The following is a 20,968-nucleotide window of genomic DNA, read 5'->3' as shown; positions in this document are numbered from 1 at the left end:
ATTAGCTGTCTCTAGGAGGAAACATACCATTAAGGCAAATAATAAAATGAATGGCAAGATAGGGCTGCATATTGTTATGAGGTTGGGAGCCCCCCGCCGATTGGACCGCTCCCGGATGCATCGGAACGGAATTTGTAAAGCCACCGTAAGCCGCACCCCCGACACGCCCCGGGGTTTTCGCCCACAACATCCCTTCCACCGTAGTTCCGGAACCCATAGCAGCGGAGTTGACTAAATGCGTATGCGCGGGAAGCTGCGATGTCAATAGCGTTACCGTCCGGCTGCCTCCCGACTGTCCGATATTCCGCGGCGTTAACCCCGGCCCGTTCCCCCAATGCATCGGAGCCGCTCCCTGCAAATTGGGCAGGGCAAACGTCGTTTTCCCGTCTCCCCCATACTGCGTGCCGAGGATCGAAAACAACGGCGTATTTTGCGCAATCGGGATAAGCTGTCCGTTGCAGAAAGCCCAGCCTTTAGGAGCAAAATTGCCCGCAAACATCGTAATCTCCCCTAAAAAACTATCCATAGGCCTGCTCCTTCCTCCTAATCCCTGGTTGGGTAACTGCCATCAATCGCAATGCAAAAATTCAAGACCGTATAGGGCTGCATGTTCGTGTGAGCTTGATTTTGCCCCACACTCCCCACAACGCCCGTACTTAGCTGTTTGTCGGCTTGCGTATGATAGGAGCTTACAGCTGTTTTGGCCCAGACGTTATTTACGGGGCTTTTGGACGAGGCTGTGTCATTGCTCCCCCACGCCTGATGGGTATGTGCCGGTATTTCGTTTACGGTCAGCGTATGCGCTTCCTCGCCCCCAGCTTGTCCTAAGGTGATGCCGTTCCCTGGATGAACCGGCACCCGTCCTCGCAAATCCGGGAGTGCAAAAGTGGTCACACCGTTCCCGCCGTAGGTCGTGCCGAGCAGCGAATACAAAGCCTGATTCTGATTGATCGGCAAAATGGCTCCATTGCATAGAGCCCATCCGCGCGGAGCAAAGTTAAACGCAAATAATTTAATTTGTCCGAGATAAGGTTCTGACACCCCGACTCCTCCTTCTTCAATCCGTCTGAACTAGTTCTGGGAAGGGTAACCTCCATGCAAGGAAATGATGAACGAAATGGTCGTGAAAGGCATCACATTGTCATGCGGTTGCCCTCCCCCGGAGGGCATTAAGGCGTTGGGGTTCATCGTTCCGCCCGGCGTTCCGCCGCCGAACTGCGTTAGCGTGGAGTTCGCCCAGTATCCGCCTTCCGGCGAATTCGATGTCCCCTGCTGCGACTGAGCCATCACGCCATGCGTATGCGCGGGCATCTGATTCGCGATTAGCGTTACGGATTCGACGCCGTCCTTTTGTCCCAAGGAATAAGTGCTGCTTGTTGCAGGATTTTTTCCCATATGAATCGGCACCCGTCCTCGCAAGTCCGGCAATGCGAAGTTCGTTTGTCCGTCCCCGCCGTAGGTCGTGCCAATCAACATAAAGAGAGTGTCGTACTCTGCAATGGACAACAGTCGTCCGTCGCACAACGCCCAACCTAAAGGCGCAAAGTTTCCGGCAAACATCCGGATTTCGCCCATATATGGCTCTGCCATCCATAATCAGCTCCTTTTTCGATTGATATAGCGAATGCTATTCCGCCGCTAACGGGCGGCTAAATACAACTTCGTACAAGAAACCATCGGGATTTTTGCCTACGGGCACCGTAAACAGGTGGAGTTCGCCCAACTGTGGATGTCTGAACAAGTAGATTTGCTGTGGGAGAAACGGTTCTAGGGGGCCTGAGAATAGTAATGAGAACCGCTCGTAATCCGGGGTGGAGCCTGTGTCCTTGGCTTCGATCAAGCTCAATTCAGCGTCGCTTTCATCCAGCTCCACTTTAAAGCTGGTGTGCAGCACACTATGAAAGGAAGAAAAACAATCCAGTCGCAAAATATCACCTACATCTAGAATTGAGTATTGGCCTGCCAGATCATCTCGCAATACAAACCGTTTTCTTGCTGTGTACGGAACCCGAGCCGCTCGTATAAACGCCGGGCCGGGTTATGAGCCTGTACGCTCAGCCAAAGCGGCTTGCCAGCTTTTTGCGCTTCCTGTTGAAGCGATTGCAGCAGCGATGTGCCGATCCCCTGCCGTTGATACGCGGGAAGCAGGGCCACATCGACCAGCACGATCCGGTCTTCCAGCCAGGCCGTCATCCTGCGGCCGACCCGTTCTTGCCCACGCCAAACAATATTCCATGCGGCTTCCGGATACTGCTCGGAGTACGCCTTTTGCTGAAACCGGTACTGCATCCGGAGAAACTGGTCGATCTGCCCGGGTCCCCAGCCCCATGCCCCGACTTCCCCGATCCGGCTGCTTGCGTACACTTCATAAAGAAAGGACTCGTCCTCCGCTTGAGCGCGGGAAAACCGTAACACCTTCTGCACCTGCCTCCGGGCCTGATTGCCGTCAAAAAAATCGTCCACTGCGTCTGCCGCCGTATTCCGCAAATCAGCATTTTATGCTATCTTAAACTTTAGGTATAAATTACTAGATTGTTCAATTAAATTATACATAGTTTCCTACCTTTCGGCTACAACGAATTGATGCTCTAATAGAGGAGATTTCGAATGAAAAATAAACCGCTTTCCCGACGCACGTTTCTGGCGTACCTTGGCACCGGAGCCGTTACGATTGCCGCTGCATCGACAGGCTTGGGCGCTTTCACCGGCAGTGCCGCCGCAAGTGATCTCCTGTTCGACCGGAAAACCGGCAAAGTAACCGATGCTTTCGCACCGATCGAACCTGGAGCGGGCGACGAGCTCGTCCTCCCCAAAGGCTTCAGGTACGACGTTCTGGTCAGCTTCGGAGACCCGATTAACGGTAGGGGCGATACGTTCGGCTACAATAACGAGTTTACCCGTTTCTTTCCGTTCGACGACAAGCAGGTGAACGGGCTTCTCTGGGTCAATCACGCCTCTGTCCACCCGCTGCTCGCGCTGGGTCAGCGGCAGCCCGGCCCCCTCGGCGCAGATCAGGTCAAATCGCTATTGTACAACCAAGGAGCCTCAATCGTTGAAGCGTACCGCGATCGGGAAGGCAAGTGGAAAATCAAACCCGACTCCGCGTACGGACGGCGGATTACGGGCTATGACCGGGTCGAGCTTTCCGGCCCGGCCCGGGGAACGCACGCCGTGAAGGGAGCCGCGCTGGTGCAGGGCACCTTCGGGAACGGTGCGGGGAGCGTCACGCCTTGGGGCACCGTGCTTTCCTGCGAAGGAGACTTCGAGAGCACCTGCGGCAGCGCGGGGCTTGAGCTCTCGCATTACGGCTGGGTGATCGAAGCCGATCCGTTCGACGGCAATTTCAAGCTGCGGAAGCATACCGCCCTCGGCCGGTTCCATCACGGCCAACTGGCCGTAACGCTAAGCAAGGACGGCCGCGTGGTCGTCTACATGGGAGATACGACCACGGATTCGTGTCTTTACAAATTTGTCAGCTCCGGGAAGTTCCAGGCTGCGTCTGGAAAAGCAAATGCCGACCTGTTGACCGACGGCACGCTTTACGCGGCCGACCTCGTCAACGGGCGATGGGTTCCGCTGACGATCGAAGCCGTCAAGAAAGCGTTGAACCGCGACGACTTCCAAGTGCCGTTCGGCGTCAATCAAATAAAGGAAGTGCTCGTCGAGCGGTACAAGGAGCAAGCCGATGCGCTCGTCTACGCCCAGGACGCCGCCTTGATCTTGGGCGCGACGCCAACCGACAGGCCGACCGGATTGGCTGTTCATGCCAAAAGCGGTGCTCTGATCGTCGCCTATCCGAATAATATACGCCACGGGAATATCCACGGGCATCTGGCGCAGCTTGCGGAACAGGACGGAGATGCAGGTGCCGCGGCGTTCGACTACGAGATCGTATCGTACGGCGGGCGCAGTAGCGGCTACAGCTCGCCGGGAACGCTCCTCTTCGACGACCGGAGCAACCTGTGGGTCGCCTCCGAGATCCCGGCGGACAAGCTGAATCAAGGCGCGTACACCCCGTTCCGCAACAACGGGCTGTACGTGGTCCGCACAGCCGGTCAAGACGCCGTGGCGGCGCAGCTTTTTGCTTCCGCACCCGTGGAAGCGGCCTTGACGGGCCCCTGCTTCACGGCGGATGAGCGGACCTTGTTCCTGTCCGTCTCACACCCCGGTCAAACCACGGCACAGGCCGGCAGACCGACGAGCCTATGGCCCCACCGCTCCGGGGATTCCGGTCCTCGCCCGTCCGTCGTCGCCATCAGCGGTTTCGCTTGATACGGAAAACAAGCCTTCCCCTGCGGAGGCTTTTTCCTCGTAAAAAGCACCGGATTTACCTCTTAATGTTGTCGAATCGTGTCGAAGTCTTGGAATTTTTCCTTTCAAAGGCTATAATGTCATCAGAGTGAATTTGGCAGAAGAAATGGAAGTGGAATGAACTTGCGAAAAATTGGAAGAAATGAGCCGTGTCCCTGCGGCAGCGGCAAGAAGTACAAGCACTGCTGCCTTCTGACCGGTGAAGCGCCCCAACTCCAAGCGGCAGCGCCGAATACCGGCTCGCCGTCCAACATCCGGCCTTCAACGGATCAAGGTCCGTCTCTCAATGCGGAAACCGTGCAGACACTTATTGAGGTGCTGGACTGGCCTCAAGAAATATATCAATCGGTCGCCGAACAATTAGCCGGACAAATGGTGGGAACCTTCGATTGGCAGCGCATTACGGAAGCCGTTGCCTTATGGCATGCTTACGCGTCCCACGAACGCCCGCAGATCCGCAAAGCGGACGTGATGCTCGCCGCTATGGAATACGCCATCGGCTCCATGCACGGCGTTGCCGAAGTGACGCAATCGGCGCTTTCGGCCAAATACAACGTATCCTCCGGTTCGATCGCCCAGCGGGCGCAAAAAATTACGGAGTTCGCCGAGCAGATGAAAAACGGCAAATAGACCGTGCGTAAGATATGCTGAACAAAACAAAAACCGTTCTCCCGACTCATCGGGAAAACGGTTTTTTTGTCGTTGCAAATATGCCAACGTGTCAAGGGTCGACTATAATGCGGTCTCCTGGCAAGTCCGCCCGTCTTTCCATATGACTTGTTCCCCGTAATTTTTCCCCCAGTTGTACATCATTTTCAAGACAGGTACGAGGCTTTCACCGTGCTCCGTCAAAGAATATTCGACCCGGGGCGGAACTTCGGGATATACTTTACGGAAAACCAACTGATCCTCTTCCAATTCGCGCAGCTGATTGGTCAACATTTTTTGCGTAATGTGGGGAATCAATTTTTTCAGTTCGCTAAACCGTTTCGTTCCTTTCAACCCGAGATGCCACAAAATGATTAATTTCCATTTGCCTCCGATCACGGCCAGCGTCAATTCCTTCTCGCAGTTAATCGTCATCAAATCGATTCGATCTCTTACCTCGTTCGCCATCGTCATCCCCTCCTCCCGATAGTATACCATAAGTAACTACAATAGATAAAAGGATATACCATCTATTTGGAAACTAAAGGAGTCGATGAGTTTGTACATGGTTCGAATGCATCAACTGCTTTTTTCTACAGTATGTCCGCTGAATCCATAGGTTCCAGCCTCCCGTGGCTTCATGTATGAATGAAAGTCCTCACCAAGAGCGGCGAGGACTTTCAAGTAACTTGCGATCGATTTACTCCAGGTTGGCATGTCTGCCGTACATCCGGTCAGAGTCCAGTCCCGTTTTGTCCATCATCCGAAGAATGACAGCGTCGTAAAATACCAATAATGTTTGTTCGAACAAAGAAGCCATCGGCTGGATCGTCGTATGACCGCCGCTTGCTTGATCTTTAGGCGATCCTGGCAGCTTCACCAGAGCATCTGCCAAACTTCCGATCGCCGACTCGGGAGCAATCGTGACCGCAACAACGGATGCACCCAGACCTTTTGCTTTTTGGGCCATTGGGATCAAGCTCCTTGTTTCCCCCGAGCCCGTGCCGATGATCAGGACATCGTCCTTGCCGATGCCGGGAGTTATCGTTTCCCCGACCACATAGGCATTTATGCCGGTATGCATCAGGCGCATGGCAAAAGCTCGTCCCATTAAACCCGACCTTCCGGCGCCAGCCACAAATACCTTGTTGGATTGCAAAATGATATCGGCCAATGTTTCCGCTTCTTCTTCGACAATCCGTTCTACCGAGCGATGAAGTTCCTTCACGATTTCGGATGCATATTTTATCGTTTGCATGGCGATTAGGCCTGACGAACCAATCGTTTCATTTCAGCCGCAGTTGCCTTCTTATCCTCTTGACCGGTAATGCCGCCGCCAACAATAACCAGGTCCGGGCTGGCCTTGATGACTTCCGGCAGCGTATTCAGCTTAATACCGCCTGCAATCGCCGTTTTCGCATGCTTGACGACACGCTTGATCGCCATAAGCTCTTCAAAAGAGTTTTTGCCTGCCGCCTGATGGTCATAACCGGAATGAACACAGATGTAATCCACGCCAAGCTCGTCGATTTCTTTGGCCCTGCCTTCAATGTCCTTCACGTTGATCATGTCGACCATAATTTTTTTGTTTTGTTTTCTGGCTTCTTCGACGGCCCCTCGAATTGTCGAATCGTCCGAGACACCCAGAACAGTAATAATATCCGCCCCCGCTTCGGATGCTTTCATGACCTCGTACCCGCCTGCATCCATAATTTTCAGGTCAGCCAAAACGCGCAAAGCCGGAAATGCCTCTTTGATTTCCTTTACCGCCCTCAATCCTTCGTTAATGACAACCGGCGTGCCGATTTCGACGATATCTATATGCTCCGCCACTTCCGCAACCACTTGTTTTGCTCCGGGAATGTCTACAAGATCCAGTGCCAATTGAAGCTCCATAGGATGATCTCTCCTTCAAAATGATTGTTGTTGTTCGACACAGCCCATTGTAGAGCCTTCATTTCATTTTAGGAAGTAGGCACTTTGCCGTGGGGTAGTTACTTGGAGGATACTAATAAATGGAGAAGCTGTGACTGGACTCGACCTTTGTTTCCTTCCGGTGAACAATCATGGGAAGGAACTGCCAACAGATCTGATTGTGAAATTTTCGAAAAGATATTACGCTGTCCTGTCGAACAAGCCGATTGCTTGGAATGAAATGATTGCAAATCTGGAGCGGAAAGATACGGTTGCACCCATGCCGATTTAACCCGTTGCGTTGAAGGGACGGCTCCAGAAAAAAAACAAGCGAATCCGGTATGCCGGTTCGCCTGTTTACAAATTGGATTGCAACGTAACAAATGCCGCCGATCCGGCTCGATTGCCGGTTGCTGCAGCCGAAAGACGCTCCGTTACAATTACAAGCCGAAAACATGCCTGGCTGTTTGCGTCGTCGCTTCAGCCACTTCCTCCGCGCTTTTGCCCATACAAACGGATACGGCCTGCAAGATGTGCGGCAGAAACGCGGGCTCGTTGCGTCCGTCCGCCGGCTTGACCGGCAGATCCCGCGGCGTCAGGAACGGGGCGTCCGTCTCGATCATCAGCCGGTCGAGCGGAATGCGCCGCACTAGCTCCCGCAGATGCTTGCCCCGCCGCTCGTCGCAAATCCAGCCCGTAATCCCGATATACAGTCCCATATCGAGATACGTCTTCAGCTCGCTTGCGCTGCCGGTGAAGCAGTGGACGACCGCCCGGTCAATCCGGTGCAGATGCGTCTTCAAGATGCGGACGAAATCCGCATGCGCCTCCCGCTCGTGCAGGAACAACGGCATCCGCAGCTCGCACGCCAGCATGACCTGCGCTTCGAACCACTTTCGCTGCACATCGCGCGGCGAGAAATCGCGGTTGTAATCCAAGCCGCATTCCCCGATCGCTACGACGGAGGGCAGCGCGGCCAGCTTCCGCAGCTGTGCCAGCGTGTCCGGGCCGCAGTTGCGGGCGTCGTGCGGATGGATGCCTGCGGTGGAGTACAGCTTGCCCGGAAACCGGGCCGCATATCGCGCGGCTTCTTCGCTGTTTCGCATATGCGTCCCCGTCAAAATAAGCGGAGAGACGCCCTCCGCTTCCGCCCGGGCGACGACCTGGTCACGGTCCGGGTGAAACGAGCGGTGCATCAAGTTGACCCCGATATCGATCAGCGACGGCTTCTTCATCGTCTGCTCGCTCCTCTCCCCTCGTCTACGGCGCAGCAGGACGCCGGCACTTCGTCGGCCAGCCACACTTCATTTCCCGCAAAATAAAACGATACGCCCATACTGCGGGCTTTAGCCGTGTCCACGCGCAGGATGACAAGCTCCCCTCTGCGACTGCCTGCCAATGTGGCGAACTGCAGCCCTTCGGACAAATGCACGTACTGACGGCCCATCGGGCGGATGCCTTCCCGCAGAATTGCCGGCGCGGCATGACGGTTCGTGCCATGATACAGCGTCTCTGGCGGGTCGCCGGGCTCGTAGCGAATCTTCTCGAAGCTGTGCCCGTATCGGGCGCGGATGCGGCCGTTCGTGATTTCGAAGCGCTGCTTATCCGATTTGCGCACGACTTGCTCCACATCCTCCAACGTAATCGACGCCCATCTGGGCTGCGACCGGATGGCGCGCATCATGTCCTTTAATTCGCACGATCCATCCGTCGGGTCCAGGATGAGTCCGAACGCTTTAGGATCGTGTCTTAACAGCTTGGTCATAAATTTGCTTAAGCGAATTTCTGTTTTTTCATTTAACATGTCGATCTCTTCCTTATTTAAAAATTTAAAAAGTTCACATAACCAGGCTGGCTGGGCGTTTCGTATGCCGGTTGGCATAGGCGGAGGCGGCGTACGAGTCAGGCTTTACCCGAGCGGCGTATCTTCCCATGGCTTCGACCCGGTCCACCATCTCCTGAACGTATAGCGACGTCTTGTTGACGACCGGCTCCGTGCCCGCATCAATATCGATGAACGCTTCGAGCGAAGCGCCTTGGTACACATAGGGCAGCAGCAGCTCTTCCATCCGGTTCATCGCATCCCCCTCGAAATAACAGGCGATCTCCTGCGAGAGCGACGTTTCGATCGTCAGCTTCTCTTTGACGGAGGTCAGCTCCCGGGGAAGCACCACCTGCCGGTAACAGGCCCAAGCGCCTTTGCCCGGACGGCGGATAATAATACCGGTCACAAATTTGGTATGACCGCGGTGAACCTGACTGTCGGTACCGATCATCAATTGATACGGCGATGCCGGATCTTGAGAGATGAACCGCAGCATCCGCTCGATCACATCGTCGAGGGAGAGGCGGCGTTCTGTCACATTGTGAAATATGAGATCATCGTGCATGGAAAAAAGATTTGTTCGCTTCATGGTTGTTTGTCACCTGTACAACGTACACGGCATCCTTTCGTTATGTATTTGGTTGGAGCCGGCGGGACTTGAACCCGCGGCCTCCGGTCTGACGAACCGGCGAGAACTCCCGCTTCTCCACAGCTCCATGTGGGTATAGGGGAAGATGGATTCGAACCACCGCTCGCAGCTTCAAAAGCCGCTGCCTTACCACTTGGCGATTCCCCTGAGTTGGACGGATAGGTGCGGGGACGGCCCGCAGGTCTGCCAGTCGCCGAATAAAGCAGCAACCTCTATGACTACATCCTATCCATGATGAAATGGTGACGCATGGGGGATTCGAACCCGCCGAATGCACGAGTGAAAGTCGTGTGGCTTCACCGCTTGCCTAATGCGCCGCGTTAACAATGAAAAAGACTGCTAGCTCACGCGCTCTTCTTTTGCCCCGATTCACTCCAAGGCATAAGAAAAGCCGCCGTGATCCGGCAGCCTTGTATCTCCGTATTTTGCATACGCCAAAACGTATGTCAGAATCGCCCGACCTTCAGGGAAGGAGGGGTTCGGAGCAAATCAAGACTACTGGATTTTGTTTGTAATTCAAATTGGACCTCGTGAACATGGACAATCTTATCATGATTCGTCATCGCTACTCTCTCCTTCCACGCGAATTTAAGCAAACAAAAAAGCTGCGCTTCGTCCCTTTTTCCCGCCACGAAGGCAAAAGAAAAAGGCTACGACGATTCGCAGCCTCACCTACCGAATTCCAATTACGACGGGTCTAAAAGCCCCAAACATCGTACAGGTACGCGAAAGCTACGTAAAAAGCGTTGGTTATGAAAGGAATCATGAGCGGATCCTTGCTCGGTCTGTAACAGTTGTTCGAATGCGTTATGCGTTCTCATGTTCCTAACCTCCCTTCGCTTTTGTGTTCATCAAGTTGGTGAAATCTTATCATGCGTTCTGCAAACGTGTCAACCATTATTTTTGTAAAATTGTATTTCTTTAACTTTCACGCTTGAAAGTGGTCAATTGAGGTAATAGAGGTGTACGAGGAGGTGGGGTATCCACTTCCGGTCACTGTTGTCTGCAGGAAATCTTAATTGGAAGCCGCTTAGCAGCGGGTATTTCCCGCAGACAAAGGTGAACGCTGTCGCTCCTCCAGTGGATACCCCACCAACGTATGTATCTCTATTTGGTTTATGAACCACTTTTTCAACACTCTGGACCGCCAAATGGCAGCCTGAGTTTGCTGAAATCCTATTTGCAGTCAAGATCACTGCACCGTCACAGTTCACATCTTGCCAATCGTCGCATCCTTCATTCGCATTTATCTGCGCGAAGACCGCATCAGCCAAAGAAAATAAGGCGCTCCGAGGAGCGAGACGATCAGGCCCGATGGAATTTCTTTGGGCGGCAGCAGGTTGCGGCCGACGATGTCGGCCAATACGAGCAGGACGGCCCCGAGCAGTGCAGCGAGCGGCATGAGCCGGCGATGATTGTGCCCGATCAGAAGGCGTGCCGCATGAGGAGCGATCAGCCCGACGAAGCCGATCGTGCCCACGATCGATACGGCCGCAGCCGCCAGCGCCACGCCGATCGCCGCCGCTCTCAGCCGCGTCTGCTCGACGTTGACCCCGAGGCCCACCGCACCCTCCTGCCCGAAGGCCAAAATGTCCACTCTCCGCCCGATCAGCCATGCCAGCGGCAGCAGCAGCACGGGCCACACCACGAGCTGCGCCAGCTCCTCCCAACCGCGCGCGTACGTGCTGCCGGAAATCCAGGCTAACGCCACGGCCACGTTCATTTTGGTCTGCACCACAATGAGCTGAATGACGGCCGAGCCGCACGCGGATACCGCGATCCCGACGAGCGCCAGCACGGCCGGCTGCAAGCCCGTTTTGCGGGCGATGAGATAGACGATGAGCGCCGCGGCGATCGCTCCGGCGAAGGAAGCAAAAGGCAGCAGCGCGATCGGCAGCTCCGGCCAGACGAGCAGCAGAAGCAGCGCGCCGACTCCGGCCCCGGCCGAGACGCCGACGATGGATGGGTCGGCCATCGGATTGCGCACGACCCCCTGCAGCAGCAGGCCGCTGACCGCAAGCGCCGCGCCGGCGCAGGCCGCGACGAGCATCCGGGGCAGCCGCTGGTCGAGCACGATCGAGCGGGCCAGGTCGGGGCCTTGGCCTTGAACCGCCGCCAGCACGTCCTGCAGCGGGACTTTTACATCGCCGAAGATCATGCCCAGAATCGTGACCGTGACGAGCAGCACCGCGAATAAACCAAGGAGCGCACGGTACGGAAGGAAGCGGGCTGTCGTGCCGAGCGACGAAGCGGACGGCTTCGGCACCTCGCGATGCTTTTGCGCCGCCCGATAGGACAAATAAGCGAGACACGGCCCTCCGATAAGCGCCGTCACGGCGCCTACCGGAAGCTCGCCGTACGAGCTGTTGTTGGCCAGCCGGCTGCCGACGTCGGCAGCTACCAGAATGACTGCGCCCCATAAGAAGGAGGCCGGCAGAAGCAGCTTGTGGCTGCGCACCCCGATCAAGCGGACCAGATGCGGCGCGAGCAGCCCGACAAAGCCGATCGGACCGACGATACTGACGATCATAGCGGCAAGCAGCAGGGCCAGAACAAGACTGATCAGCCGGATGCGCCCCACATGCTGACCGAGCGACTGCGCCGTCTCTTCGCTGAGCAGCAGCAGGTCGAGCGAGCGGGAGAGAAACAGGGCTGCCGCAGCGGCAGCCCCAACCCAAGGCCAGGCGGCGCTGACGCCGCTCCAGTCGTTCTGCACAAGCGTGCCGCTGCCCCACAGAAACAGGCCGCTCGTTTCCTCCTCGAACAGCAGCTGCAGCGCGCCGGTCATCGCGGACACGGCCATCGATACGATCATCCCGGCCAGCGTCATGCGCAGCGGCGTCGCACGCAGTCCCCCGGCCAGCGAATAAGCCAGCAGCGCCGCGAAAATGGCGCCGCCGAACGCCACCAGCATCGGCGAGACGCCCATCAGCGACGGAGCGAACACGGTGGCCGCCACGACTGCGAAATAGGCGCCCGCATTGATGCCGAGCGTACCGGCCGAAGCCAGCGGGTTGCGGGTAATCGTCTGCAGCAGCACGCCAGCGACCGCAAGCGCCCCGCCGGCCAGCATACCGGCGACGACCCGCGGCAGCCGCAGCGTGCGCACGATCTGGTGCTCGGCCGTATCCTGCGGAGCGAAAACCGCTTCAAGCACCATGCGGGGAGTCAGATCGGCGGCTCCCTGCATCACATGGACGACCATGAGCAGAAGCAGCAGCGCCGCTCCCCCGCCGAACACGAGGACGGGCGGGGCCCATCCGCGCATAAAGAAAGCAGCGTTTACGCCGCTTCTTTCCGTTCTCATTTCGTCATCGCCGCCGCCGCTTTTTCAGCGATCAGTTGTGCCGACAGCGGTCCGCCGAACAGCCATGTATCCCCGCCCATCGCGTACATCCGGTTTTCCTTGACGAAATCGAGATTTTTCCATACCGGATTTTCCTTCAGCTGGTTGGTGAAAATGTTATCGTCATCCTGCACGATGTAGAAGAAATTCGCTTTCTTCATGGCAAGCAGCGGCTCGACGCCCCCTTCTTCGAAGGTCGGGACGTAACCCTTCGGCTTGAACGCGTTTTTCATCCCCAGCTTGATCAGCACCTTGGCGGACATCGCGTTATCCGACATAATGCGCATCGTCGGCGCCTTTTTCAGCGAGAAAGCTTGCACCAGGATGAATTCGGAGTCCGCTTTGCCCGCTTTCTTCACTTTCTCGGCCAATCCGGCAATCGCCGTGTCGACGTCCTTCAGCACTTTTTCCCCTTCATCCTTCTTGTTCAGCGCGTCCGCGACGATCCGGAAATTTTTCTCCATCATCGCGTAAGCATCCGGCTCCTTTTCCGTGTTCGGATAGAATACGATGGTCGGAGCGATCGCTTTTAATTTGTCGTAGAAGGCTTCGACGCGGTTGGTCGCGATGATCAAATCGGGCTTCAGCGCGGAGATTTGCTCCAAACTCGGCTCAACCCGGCTGCCGACATCCTTCACGTCCGGGGACAGCTCGTGCTTCACCTTCACCCATTTTTTGTAGCCTTCGATATCGGCAATGCCAACCGGCTGGACGCCCAGCGCCAGCACGTCCTCGACAACGGACCATTCGATGGCGACGATGCGCTGCGGCGTGCCTTTGATCTCTGTGGTGCCGAGCAGATGGTTGATAGTTCGAACCGCCGGATCTTGCGATTTGCCCTGCTCTTGCGTCGATGCTTGCTCCGGCTTCTTGGCGTCGGTGCCGGAAGCGGCTTTCGGAGCGGAAGATGTATTGGTATTCGCCGTTCCGCAACCGGCGATGAATAGCATGACGCAGCAAAAGACCAATAGAACATGATGCATAGATCGTGACATGATACAGCCCCCTAAGTATGTACATTAGTTGATAATAATTATCATTATCAATTGACAGTTTAAAATGGTTTCCTGCATCTGTCAATCCCCAGTTGTTCGGAGTGAATTTGGAACTACCAAAGGTTTTCCCGGGAAATACTTTATGAGATAATCATGCCAACAAAGTATGTGCTTATGAAAAGGGGGAACCTTCGTGAACCGCAGTATGACGCTGAATTCGGACGATGAACGGATAAGTTACCTTTGCCGCAACGATGCCAAGCTGGCCGCTCTGATCGCCCTCATCGGCGAAGTGACGTTCAACGTGCGCAGCAGCCATTTTGAGTCGCTGGTGCTGTCGATTGTCGGGCAGCAGCTTTCCGTGAAAGCAGCCGCCACCATCAACAGCCGGGTAAGATCGCTCGTCTCCTCCATCACTCCCGAGGAGATCGACCGGGTCGATCCTGAAGCGCTCCGAACCGCCGGACTATCGGCCGCCAAAATCAACTACATCAAAGACTTGAGCGCCAAGCTGCTTCATAAGGAAATCGACCTGACCCTGCTGCCCCAACTGGAAGACCGCGAAGTCGTTGAGATGCTCACCAAGGTAAAAGGGATCGGCCAATGGACGGCGGAAATGTTTCTGATCTTTTCTTTGGGGCGAATGAACGTACTGTCTCTGGGCGATGTGGGTCTGGTGCGAGGAGCCCGATGGCTGTATTCGGCGGAACCTAAAAAAGACGGCAACCCTCTGGCGCAGCATGCGCAGAAATGGTCGCCGTATTGCAGCATCGCCTCCCTCTACTTATGGGAAGCCGTCAACCGCGGATATGTCGATTCGGGCAAAACGGTCGAGGAACTCGTTTCGGGCTGAGCCGCTTTTCCTGTCGAACCGTATGTTCAAATTAAATCGTCGAATAAGCTTGTCTCGGTTTTGGAAGGCCAGCGCTGCCCCCGTTCCCAGTACAGGACAAAAAACTCGTAGCGCCGGTCCTCCGGGAAAACGTTCAAATTCCCGAAATACCTCTCGGTCGCGAGAAGCTGGGACGTATGGGCGCGCAGCGCTTCCGCTTTGACGCTCCATGCTTGTTCCGTATCGACGATGAACGTCGGTTCGTAGCCTTTTTCCCTCAGCGTCTTGGACAGAGTGTAGTACAGCTTCTGGACCGAAGGGCACCGCCCGCTCAGCACGGCCGCTGTCGCAAACCGCGAAATCGCCATATGATCGGGATGAAAATTGCCGCCGTCCTCCGGAAACGTTACCACGATTCTCAAGCGGTGTTTGTTGATGAAACGGATGGCCGCCTCCAAGAACAGCGTCTCGTCGACCGTATCCAGCTTTCCGTCGGGGAAGCCGAGATGCTCCACTTCCGCAATGCCCAGCACCGCGGCGGCTTTCTCCATTTCCTTGACCCGGATCGCGGCAAGCTCCTCCTTCGTCGCTTGCGCCGCGTAGCCGTTCTTTTGCCCCGCTTCGCCCTTGGTCGCCAGCAGCAGCACGGGCGCATGCCCTTCATCCGCCAGCTGCCGGATCAGGCACGCGCTCAAAAAGCTTTCATCGTCGGGGTGCGCGTATAAAAATCCGACCGGTTCTCCCATCGTCAGCCGCCTCCTTTTAGACTCATTATAACCAGAGTCCCCGGCGATTAAAATGATGGGCACGATTGCAAGAACAAGCTGGTCATCTGACCCTTTTCGTAATGGAAGGGGGTTGGCGAATGACGGCCACGCTCGATTCCCGCACAATGAGCCGAGGCTCGAACTGCACGCGTTCATATTCCCCGGTACCATGGTCGCGAATCCGCTTCAGCAAAAGCTCGGTAGCCAAGCGGGCCACTTCATCCCCCATGATCGAGACCGAGCTGATTTGCGGGCTTGTCACCGTCGACCATAAGTTGTTGTCGATGCCCACGACCGCCACATCCTCCGGAACGCGGATGCCCAACTCCTTGAAGCGATTCACAATCCCGATGGCCACCATGTCGTTGACCGCATAGATGGCATCCGGCATATGTTTGAGGCTGTAAAAGTAATCGGCCGCGCGCAAGCCCGTTTCAAACGAGAAATCCTCGCCGAAAAAAACGAGGGAAGGATCTACCTGCGGCAGCGACTGCTCGTAGGCAAAATACCGTTCCTCAATTTTGTTCTTCGGGGCACCCGCGTATGCGATTCGCGTCCGGCCGATTTTGATCAGATGTTCCATCACGAGACGGCCTTCCTGGCTAGCCAAGCCGACAACGTCCGCTTTTACATGGTCGTCGAGCTTTTTGCCATAGTTGATGATCGAAACGGGTACGCTTGCCTTATTGATCAATTCCACTAATGTTTTGGGATATGCGAGCGGCATAATAATCAACCCGTCCACATGCAGCTTCTTTACCTCGCGCACCGTCTCAAGCTCAGTCCGGGCGTTGCCGGTGGTGTTGATCTGCACGACGCGGTAGCCATGCTGCTTCGCCGTCTGTTCTACGGACCAGGCGATTTCGGGAATGATCGCATTGCGGATATCCGGCACGGCCAAAGCAATCTGGTACGTCTGCCGCACCTTCAAGCTTTGCGCCGAAGTATTCGGTGTAAAGCCCATTTCCTCAATCACCTGCAGGATCTGCGCTTTCGTTTTGGGACTGATCCCGCCGCTATCGTTAATGGCGCGCGATACGGTGGCGATCCCCACCCCCGCTTTCTTCGCCACATCTTCAATCGTTACTTTTTGCTTTCTGGTCAAGAGCGATGTCCTTTCTTATTGGAATCGTTTTCTATGATACGAACCGAGGTCGTTTGTCTCTTTTTATTATAGCATACGATGCCGCCGTTTTGACGAGCCGCGGGCAAGTGCTGTTAAGCCCCCCTCCGTTTAAACCATCTTCATTCGTAAATCAATTTGACAAATGTATCAAACTTGTGACATTATTTATTGACGGAAACGTTTCCTATTTTATCACTAAATTTATTTTATACTTAACCCAGTAAGGAGATGCAATGCAGGCATGAAGGCGTTACGATGGCATGGTGTGAAGGATCTGCGCTTGGAAACGATTACGGAACCTCAGGCGCTCCAAGGAAAAGTAAAAATCCGCGTGGAATGGTGCGGCATTTGCGGAAGCGACCTGCACGAATATGTGGCCGGCCCGATTTTTATTCCGGAAAGCACGGCCCACCCGCTGACAAAAGAAAAAGCCCCTATCGTGATGGGGCATGAATTTTCCGGACAAGTTGTCGAGATCGGGGAAGGCGTCGCTTCGGTGAAGGTGGGCGACCGGGTCGTCGTCGAGCCCGTCTTCGCGTGCGGAACATGCCCTTCGTGCAGGCAGGGTAAATATAACCTTTGCGAAAAAATGGGCTTCCTCGGCCTTGCCGGCGGTGGCGGCGGCTTCTCCGAATACGTAGCGGTCGATGAACACATGGTTCACAAAATTCCCGACAGCGTCTCTTACGAGCAAGGCGCTCTGGTCGAACCGTCCGCCGTCGCACTGTACGCCGTTCGTTCAAGCCAGCTGAAGGTCGGAGACAAAGCCGTCGTGTTCGGTACCGGCCCGATCGGCTTGCTGGTCATCGAGGCGCTGAAGGCTTCCGGGGCCTCGGAAATTTACGCCGTCGAACTTTCACCGGAACGCAAGCGCAAAGCGGAAGAGCTCGGTGCGATCGTCATCGATCCGAAAGAATACGATGTGGTTCAAGAGATTCACAACCGGACAGGCGGCGGCGCCGACATCGCCTTCGAGGTCACCGGGGTACCTCCTGTTCTCACCCAAGCGATCGAGTCGACCAAAGTCGCCGGACAGATCATGATTGTCAGCATCTTCGAAAGAGAAGCGCCGATCCGGCCGAACCACCTCGTCATGAAGGAGCGGAACATGACAGGCATCATCGGGTACCGCAACGTATTCCCGGCAGTCATCCGGTTGATGGAACAAGGCTTTTTCCCTGCCGAGAAGCTCGTTACGAAGCGAATCAAGCTGGACGAAGCGGTGGAGTATGGCTTTGAAGCTTTGTTGAAAGAAAAAAATCAAGTGAAAATCCTCGTAACTCCCAAACCGTAAACAGCGATGTTTTAGCAAAAGAGGGTGTCCCAAAGCCATGAAAATGGCTAGGGGACACCCTCTTTTGCTGATTAACCAGCCGAGAAAAAAGGAGACGCGTCGGGCGACTTTCTGCTTTCAACAGCCACAAATCCTTACGTTTAGGAATCTGAAATCCTAACGAGCTCGGCATAAGCAAACAGCTCGTTTTCCCTAGACCTGACAGACGGAACGAGCTGCTGCATGCATATCGAGAGCATCTTCTATCTAAGCAATTGAATCTACATGTTATCCCATCTGCATATACGAAGTCATCAAGTCACTATTTTCATTATAATGACAAGCCCGAAGCAGCATTCGGAACCACCGCGTCACGTTTGCTCATCACTTCGATCATCATATTTGCTCCAAGCCTGAACCCATGGAGAAAGGCAGCTTCGACATGCATGCTATCCACGCTGTCACACAGGTCAAAATATTCCTTAAGCTCGCGAAACACTTCTTCACCCAATCGGTTTCGCCATTGTTCAGTCTGCGCCGCCACTTGTCGGGTTAAGAGTCGATATTCAGGATGAGACGGCACAATGGTCTCATCGGGATGAAGTTGTCCACGGAACAGGGCTTCCAGAGTAGATTTCATGTTCATCCTCCCATAAATGTAATCGCATCGCTTGAATGAGATTCCTGCACATGGTAGGATATTTATGCAGTCAGCTCACGTAGCGATTGCGGGTAGGAAGTGGCGGTGTTCTTCTCGGGACTCACGCCGCTTCCTTCTTTATTTTTGGAGATCGTCATACACCTTCTCAATCCCTTTACGCACGATATCCGAACGCGTCGTATCCAGCTTTTCGGTGCAAGCATCGAGCTTGCTCAAGATCGCTTGATCGATACGGATCTTGATCGTTTCGCTTTTGGGATTATCAGATGGAGGACGCCCCATCTTTTTGGACGACATCGCTTCACCCCACTTTTTGTGTCCACAATAATTGTATTATTGTGGACACAAAAAGTCAATCCATACGACGAACTGCTCACTCTTTTTTCTCGAAGGTTAGGTATTTTGTACACGAGACTGCTGTCTCGCGTTGTAGCAAGCACTGAATTTGGATATTCAATTTCGCTTATTAGGGGCATACCCTAATACCCTGTTGATTTACTATCTTTTTCTATTACTTCCCTCGATACTACCACTGCTACAAAATAGACATTCTCGTCTGATTAAGCAATTGTTTGATTTTTTTGTTATAATTAGGGAATCTCAGATAACAGATTTTAAGTTAAGAGGAGACAGGACTATGCGAACCAATATATCAGGAAGACTAGGGACAGACACCCCTCTAATCAAAGATTTAATTGGAGATATTAAAAAAGGCGAAATAAAAATCCCTCAGTTCCAGAGAAAATTTGTTTGGAAGGAACCACAAGCTCTAAATTTATTGGATAGTATTTCCAACAATTATCCAGTTGGAAGTCTACTTCTTTGGAAAACACAATCTAAGTTAGCAGTCGAGCGAAATATTGGGGATTTTAAGTTGCCCGAAACCGATGATTTAAGTCCAACGAATTACGTTTTGGATGGCCAGCAAAGACTAACCGTCATTTATTCTTGTTTCGGAGCTAATGATGAGGATAACGGGTTTTCTATAGCATATGATTTAGAAAAAGAAGAGTTTGTTCAAAATTCTGAAGAAATGAAAGTGACCTTATTTCCATTAAGATGGATATACCAGACCACAAAACTACTTAATTTTAGAACTGGCTTAGTAAGTCACAACAATGCAACAAAACTTCAAGAACGTTTAGATAGTCTAATAGATATTGTTACAAATTACAGAATTCCTGTTGTAACACTAAAAGATCTGACTGTGGAAGAGGTTTGTCCTATATTTGAAAGAATTAACAGTTCAGGAACACGATTATCCACCTATGATCTTATGGTAGCGGCTACTTGGTCACAGCAATTTAATTTAAATAATGAAGCAGAAGAAATTGCAGAAGCTCTTATGCCAAAAGGATTTGGGGACATTTCAGGCGATACAATTCTAAAATGTATGTCTGCTATTAACTTTCAAAGTATAAAAAGAGAACATATACTATCGTTACGAAACTTAACAAAAAGCCAAATGGATAGTTTAGTTGACAGAACTAAAACTGCTTTATTAAAATCAGTTGATTTATTAAGTACAGAATTTAAATTATACAGTTGGGACTATTTGCCTTATGAAGCAATAGTAGTGATCTTATCGTATATTTTCTCTCGAAAGAAGACTTTGGACAGTGACGATGTTACTAGAGTAAGACAATGGTTTTGGGCAAGCTCTTTTTCCCAAAGATATAGAGGGGCGTCAGATTCGTTCTTATCAAGTGATATTATAAACATAACTTCCTTTATTATCGAAAAGCAACTTGATTCCCCTTCATTTGATTTTGAGTCTTCCATTGCAAATCTTAAGAACGTACTTTTTAGAAGTAATAATTCGAGTACAAGAGCATATGTGTTGGCACTTGCTTGTATGAATCCTCAAAACATAACAAATGGTGCTAGAATCGATACTTCCGATGCTTTATCTGTGTATAATAGAAAACAATTTCATCATATTTACCCACAAGCATATCTTAAAAGATTAGGAATACCCGAAACCAACAGTATTATAAATATATGTATTTTAGCTGCTTCTGAAAATAATTTTATAAGCGATCAAAACCCCAACGAGTATATTCCTAATTTAATCAATTCTTTGGGAGAACGATATGAGCCAGTTTTCTCATCAAATTTACTTCCTATATTATCAAAAGAAGAATACAGTAAACTCAGTTATGAAGGCTTTTTGGAACTACGTACTGAAATAGTGTATGCATACGTAAAAAAACTATGTTTGGGAGAAAAATAAAACGAGTACTAATTTCTTTTTTTCTTACCAATTACTAAGACCCGCCTACAAAAATACCACCTATTTATAGAGGCCTTTGAAAAACTGCTGACTTTAGAAAAATGATAGATTTTAGGGATACAAAAATGTCTCCCTGAATGCGAAACGAGCCTTAGAAGCGATTCTAGAGGCTCGTTTTTCTTTACATATTCTGTTCACTATGGGGCTTTTTCAGTGGCCTCCTAATTATAGAAGTGGTCTTTTTTTTCGAAAATGCACGTTTGCAGCATTTTCATTCCCGGTTGTGAGCCACAGGCTCAGGAACATTTTTTTGCATTTGCAGCAGCGTAGATACTCGCATTCTAAGGTACACCTCGTAAAAACAGAATACTGGTTTATTCTACACATA

At 52.8% G+C, this 20,968-nt stretch carries 22 protein-coding genes and 3 tRNA genes; 5 read left to right on the top strand and 20 right to left on the bottom strand.

Features of this window, described 5'->3' with window-relative positions:
- Position 1 precedes the first annotated feature (1 nt).
- From KQX66_RS05750 to KQX66_RS37270, 5 genes are read right to left on the bottom strand one after another with little or no spacing between them, the layout of a single operon-like run.
- Positions 2 to 526 (bottom strand): phage tail protein, encoded by a 525-nt coding sequence (locus KQX66_RS05750; protein WP_216790814.1) that lies wholly within the window; start codon positions 524 to 526, stop codon positions 2 to 4.
- Between the two features lie 17 nt (positions 527 to 543).
- Positions 544 to 1,041, bottom strand: coding sequence for a phage tail protein (locus KQX66_RS05745; protein WP_216790811.1), 498 nt, complete (start codon positions 1,039 to 1,041; stop codon positions 544 to 546).
- Between the two features lie 30 nt (positions 1,042 to 1,071).
- Positions 1,072 to 1,590 (bottom strand): phage tail protein, encoded by a 519-nt coding sequence (locus tag KQX66_RS05740; protein ID WP_216790809.1) that lies wholly within the window; start codon positions 1,588 to 1,590, stop codon positions 1,072 to 1,074.
- 37 nt (positions 1,591 to 1,627) lie between these two features.
- Positions 1,628 to 1,927, bottom strand: a complete 300-nt coding sequence (locus tag KQX66_RS38675) for a DUF6916 family protein (protein ID WP_438804173.1) — start codon at positions 1,925 to 1,927, stop codon at positions 1,628 to 1,630.
- A gap of 14 nt (positions 1,928 to 1,941) precedes the next feature.
- Entirely contained in the window at positions 1,942 to 2,463 is a 522-nt protein-coding gene (locus KQX66_RS37270) for a GNAT family N-acetyltransferase (RefSeq protein ID WP_216790807.1), read from the bottom strand.
- Between the two features lie 144 nt (positions 2,464 to 2,607).
- Here KQX66_RS37270 and KQX66_RS05730 point away from each other — a divergent pair, with 144 nt between their 5' ends.
- Positions 2,608 to 4,272: a PhoX family protein gene (locus KQX66_RS05730; RefSeq protein ID WP_216790804.1), complete on the top strand. Its 1,665-nt coding sequence runs from the start codon at positions 2,608 to 2,610 to the stop codon at positions 4,270 to 4,272.
- A 156-nt stretch (positions 4,273 to 4,428) separates the two neighbouring features.
- Entirely contained in the window at positions 4,429 to 4,941 is a 513-nt protein-coding gene (locus tag KQX66_RS05725; RefSeq protein ID WP_216790802.1) for an SEC-C metal-binding domain-containing protein, read from the top strand.
- Between the two features lie 102 nt (positions 4,942 to 5,043).
- Here the strand turns inward: KQX66_RS05725 and KQX66_RS05720 are convergent, their stop codons facing one another.
- From KQX66_RS05720 to KQX66_RS05670, 11 genes are all read right to left on the bottom strand, one after another.
- Complete coding sequence (locus KQX66_RS05720) at positions 5,044 to 5,427, bottom strand: winged helix-turn-helix transcriptional regulator (protein WP_010492813.1); 384 nt, start codon at positions 5,425 to 5,427, stop codon at positions 5,044 to 5,046.
- A 232-nt stretch (positions 5,428 to 5,659) separates the two neighbouring features.
- The gene (gene hxlB / locus KQX66_RS05715) at positions 5,660 to 6,217 is read right to left on the bottom strand and encodes a 6-phospho-3-hexuloisomerase (RefSeq protein WP_216790800.1); all 558 of its coding nucleotides are present in this window, start codon (positions 6,215 to 6,217) and stop codon (positions 5,660 to 5,662) included.
- A gap of 5 nt (positions 6,218 to 6,222) precedes the next feature.
- Positions 6,223 to 6,855 carry a 3-hexulose-6-phosphate synthase gene (gene hxlA, locus KQX66_RS05710; RefSeq protein WP_216790798.1) on the bottom strand — a complete coding sequence of 211 codons (633 nt, stop codon included), beginning with the start codon at positions 6,853 to 6,855 and terminating at the stop codon, positions 6,223 to 6,225.
- A gap of 458 nt (positions 6,856 to 7,313) precedes the next feature.
- Positions 7,314 to 8,108, bottom strand: a complete 795-nt coding sequence (locus KQX66_RS05705; protein WP_216790796.1) for a TatD family hydrolase — start codon at positions 8,106 to 8,108, stop codon at positions 7,314 to 7,316.
- Positions 8,105 to 8,677: an RNA 2'-phosphotransferase gene (locus KQX66_RS05700; protein WP_216790793.1), complete on the bottom strand. Its 573-nt coding sequence runs from the start codon at positions 8,675 to 8,677 to the stop codon at positions 8,105 to 8,107. Before KQX66_RS05700 ends, KQX66_RS05705 begins: the two co-directional genes overlap by 4 nt.
- Before the next feature lie 34 nt (positions 8,678 to 8,711).
- Positions 8,712 to 9,287, bottom strand: a complete 576-nt coding sequence (locus KQX66_RS05695; RefSeq protein WP_216790791.1) for a ribonuclease H-like YkuK family protein — start codon at positions 9,285 to 9,287, stop codon at positions 8,712 to 8,714.
- 53 nt (positions 9,288 to 9,340) lie between these two features.
- Positions 9,341 to 9,414 (bottom strand) — tRNA-Asp (locus KQX66_RS05690).
- 9 nt (positions 9,415 to 9,423) lie between these two features.
- A tRNA-Gln gene (locus KQX66_RS05685) sits at positions 9,424 to 9,494 on the bottom strand.
- 93 nt (positions 9,495 to 9,587) lie between these two features.
- Positions 9,588 to 9,664 (bottom strand) — tRNA-Glu (locus KQX66_RS05680).
- 929 nt (positions 9,665 to 10,593) lie between these two features.
- Positions 10,594 to 12,654, bottom strand: coding sequence for an iron ABC transporter permease (locus tag KQX66_RS05675; protein WP_253956950.1), 2,061 nt, complete (start codon positions 12,652 to 12,654; stop codon positions 10,594 to 10,596).
- Entirely contained in the window at positions 12,651 to 13,688 is a 1,038-nt protein-coding gene (locus KQX66_RS05670) for an ABC transporter substrate-binding protein (protein ID WP_216790788.1), read from the bottom strand. The genes KQX66_RS05675 and KQX66_RS05670 overlap by 4 nt, the downstream gene beginning before the upstream one ends.
- A gap of 193 nt (positions 13,689 to 13,881) precedes the next feature.
- On the opposite strand from KQX66_RS05670, the gene KQX66_RS05665 reads away from it, so the two are divergent.
- Positions 13,882 to 14,541: a DNA-3-methyladenine glycosylase family protein gene (locus tag KQX66_RS05665; protein WP_308647134.1), complete on the top strand. Its 660-nt coding sequence runs from the start codon at positions 13,882 to 13,884 to the stop codon at positions 14,539 to 14,541.
- Positions 14,542 to 14,567: 26 nt separating this feature from the next.
- Here the strand turns inward: KQX66_RS05665 and KQX66_RS05660 are convergent, their stop codons facing one another.
- Positions 14,568 to 15,266, bottom strand: a complete 699-nt coding sequence (locus KQX66_RS05660) for a PIG-L deacetylase family protein (RefSeq protein WP_216790786.1) — start codon at positions 15,264 to 15,266, stop codon at positions 14,568 to 14,570.
- Positions 15,267 to 15,348: 82 nt separating this feature from the next.
- Positions 15,349 to 16,392 (bottom strand): LacI family DNA-binding transcriptional regulator, encoded by a 1,044-nt coding sequence (locus KQX66_RS05655; protein WP_216790784.1) that lies wholly within the window; start codon positions 16,390 to 16,392, stop codon positions 15,349 to 15,351.
- A 262-nt stretch (positions 16,393 to 16,654) separates the two neighbouring features.
- Between KQX66_RS05655 and KQX66_RS05650 the strand changes: the two genes are divergently transcribed.
- Positions 16,655 to 17,707: a 2,3-butanediol dehydrogenase gene (locus tag KQX66_RS05650; protein WP_216790782.1), complete on the top strand. Its 1,053-nt coding sequence runs from the start codon at positions 16,655 to 16,657 to the stop codon at positions 17,705 to 17,707.
- 310 nt (positions 17,708 to 18,017) lie between these two features.
- Here the strand turns inward: KQX66_RS05650 and KQX66_RS05645 are convergent, their stop codons facing one another.
- Both KQX66_RS05645 and KQX66_RS05640 read right to left on the bottom strand, forming a co-directional pair.
- Positions 18,018 to 18,326: a DUF6809 family protein gene (locus tag KQX66_RS05645; protein WP_216790780.1), complete on the bottom strand. Its 309-nt coding sequence runs from the start codon at positions 18,324 to 18,326 to the stop codon at positions 18,018 to 18,020.
- A 138-nt stretch (positions 18,327 to 18,464) separates the two neighbouring features.
- Positions 18,465 to 18,644 carry a CopG family transcriptional regulator gene (locus KQX66_RS05640; RefSeq protein WP_216790778.1) on the bottom strand — a complete coding sequence of 60 codons (180 nt, stop codon included), beginning with the start codon at positions 18,642 to 18,644 and terminating at the stop codon, positions 18,465 to 18,467.
- A 340-nt stretch (positions 18,645 to 18,984) separates the two neighbouring features.
- Between KQX66_RS05640 and KQX66_RS05635 the strand changes: the two genes are divergently transcribed.
- Positions 18,985 to 20,580 carry a GmrSD restriction endonuclease domain-containing protein gene (locus KQX66_RS05635; protein WP_216790776.1) on the top strand — a complete coding sequence of 532 codons (1,596 nt, stop codon included), beginning with the start codon at positions 18,985 to 18,987 and terminating at the stop codon, positions 20,578 to 20,580.
- The last annotated feature ends 388 nt before the right edge of the window (positions 20,581 to 20,968 follow it).

The organism is Paenibacillus oleatilyticus (genome assembly GCF_018998565.1).
Classification (GTDB): Bacteria; Bacillota; Bacilli; order Paenibacillales; family NBRC-103111; genus Paenibacillus_G; species Paenibacillus_G oleatilyticus.
Note: the sequence above shows the minus strand (reverse complement) of the source record. Positions and strands in the feature narration are given on the sequence as shown.

Bases quoted from the DNA above. Each gene is read 5' to 3' on its own strand.
- KQX66_RS05730 (WP_216790804.1), top strand. From the start codon at position 2,608: ATGAAAAATAAACCGCTTTCCCGACGCACGTTTCTGGCGTACCTTGGC.
- KQX66_RS05750 (WP_216790814.1), bottom strand. From the start codon at position 526: ATGGATAGTTTTTTAGGGGAGATTACGATGTTTGCGGGCAATTTTGCT.
- KQX66_RS05700 (WP_216790793.1), bottom strand. From the start codon at position 8,677: ATGTTAAATGAAAAAACAGAAATTCGCTTAAGCAAATTTATGACCAAG.
- KQX66_RS05670 (WP_216790788.1), bottom strand. From the start codon at position 13,688: ATGTCACGATCTATGCATCATGTTCTATTGGTCTTTTGCTGCGTCATG.
- KQX66_RS05740 (WP_216790809.1), bottom strand. From the start codon at position 1,590: ATGGCAGAGCCATATATGGGCGAAATCCGGATGTTTGCCGGAAACTTT.
- KQX66_RS05635 (WP_216790776.1), top strand. From the start codon at position 18,985: ATGCGAACCAATATATCAGGAAGACTAGGGACAGACACCCCTCTAATC.
- KQX66_RS05695 (WP_216790791.1), bottom strand. From the start codon at position 9,287: ATGAAGCGAACAAATCTTTTTTCCATGCACGATGATCTCATATTTCAC.
- hxlB (WP_216790800.1), bottom strand. From the start codon at position 6,217: ATGCAAACGATAAAATATGCATCCGAAATCGTGAAGGAACTTCATCGC.
- KQX66_RS05650 (WP_216790782.1), top strand. From the start codon at position 16,655: ATGAAGGCGTTACGATGGCATGGTGTGAAGGATCTGCGCTTGGAAACG.
- KQX66_RS05725 (WP_216790802.1), top strand. From the start codon at position 4,429: ATGAACTTGCGAAAAATTGGAAGAAATGAGCCGTGTCCCTGCGGCAGC.
- KQX66_RS05660 (WP_216790786.1), bottom strand. From the start codon at position 15,266: ATGGGAGAACCGGTCGGATTTTTATACGCGCACCCCGACGATGAAAGC.
- hxlA (WP_216790798.1), bottom strand. From the start codon at position 6,855: ATGGAGCTTCAATTGGCACTGGATCTTGTAGACATTCCCGGAGCAAAA.
- KQX66_RS05720 (WP_010492813.1), bottom strand. From the start codon at position 5,427: ATGGCGAACGAGGTAAGAGATCGAATCGATTTGATGACGATTAACTGC.
- KQX66_RS05640 (WP_216790778.1), bottom strand. From the start codon at position 18,644: ATGTCGTCCAAAAAGATGGGGCGTCCTCCATCTGATAATCCCAAAAGC.
- KQX66_RS05675 (WP_253956950.1), bottom strand. From the start codon at position 12,654: ATGAGAACGGAAAGAAGCGGCGTAAACGCTGCTTTCTTTATGCGCGGA.
- KQX66_RS05645 (WP_216790780.1), bottom strand. From the start codon at position 18,326: ATGAAATCTACTCTGGAAGCCCTGTTCCGTGGACAACTTCATCCCGAT.
- KQX66_RS05705 (WP_216790796.1), bottom strand. From the start codon at position 8,108: ATGAAGAAGCCGTCGCTGATCGATATCGGGGTCAACTTGATGCACCGC.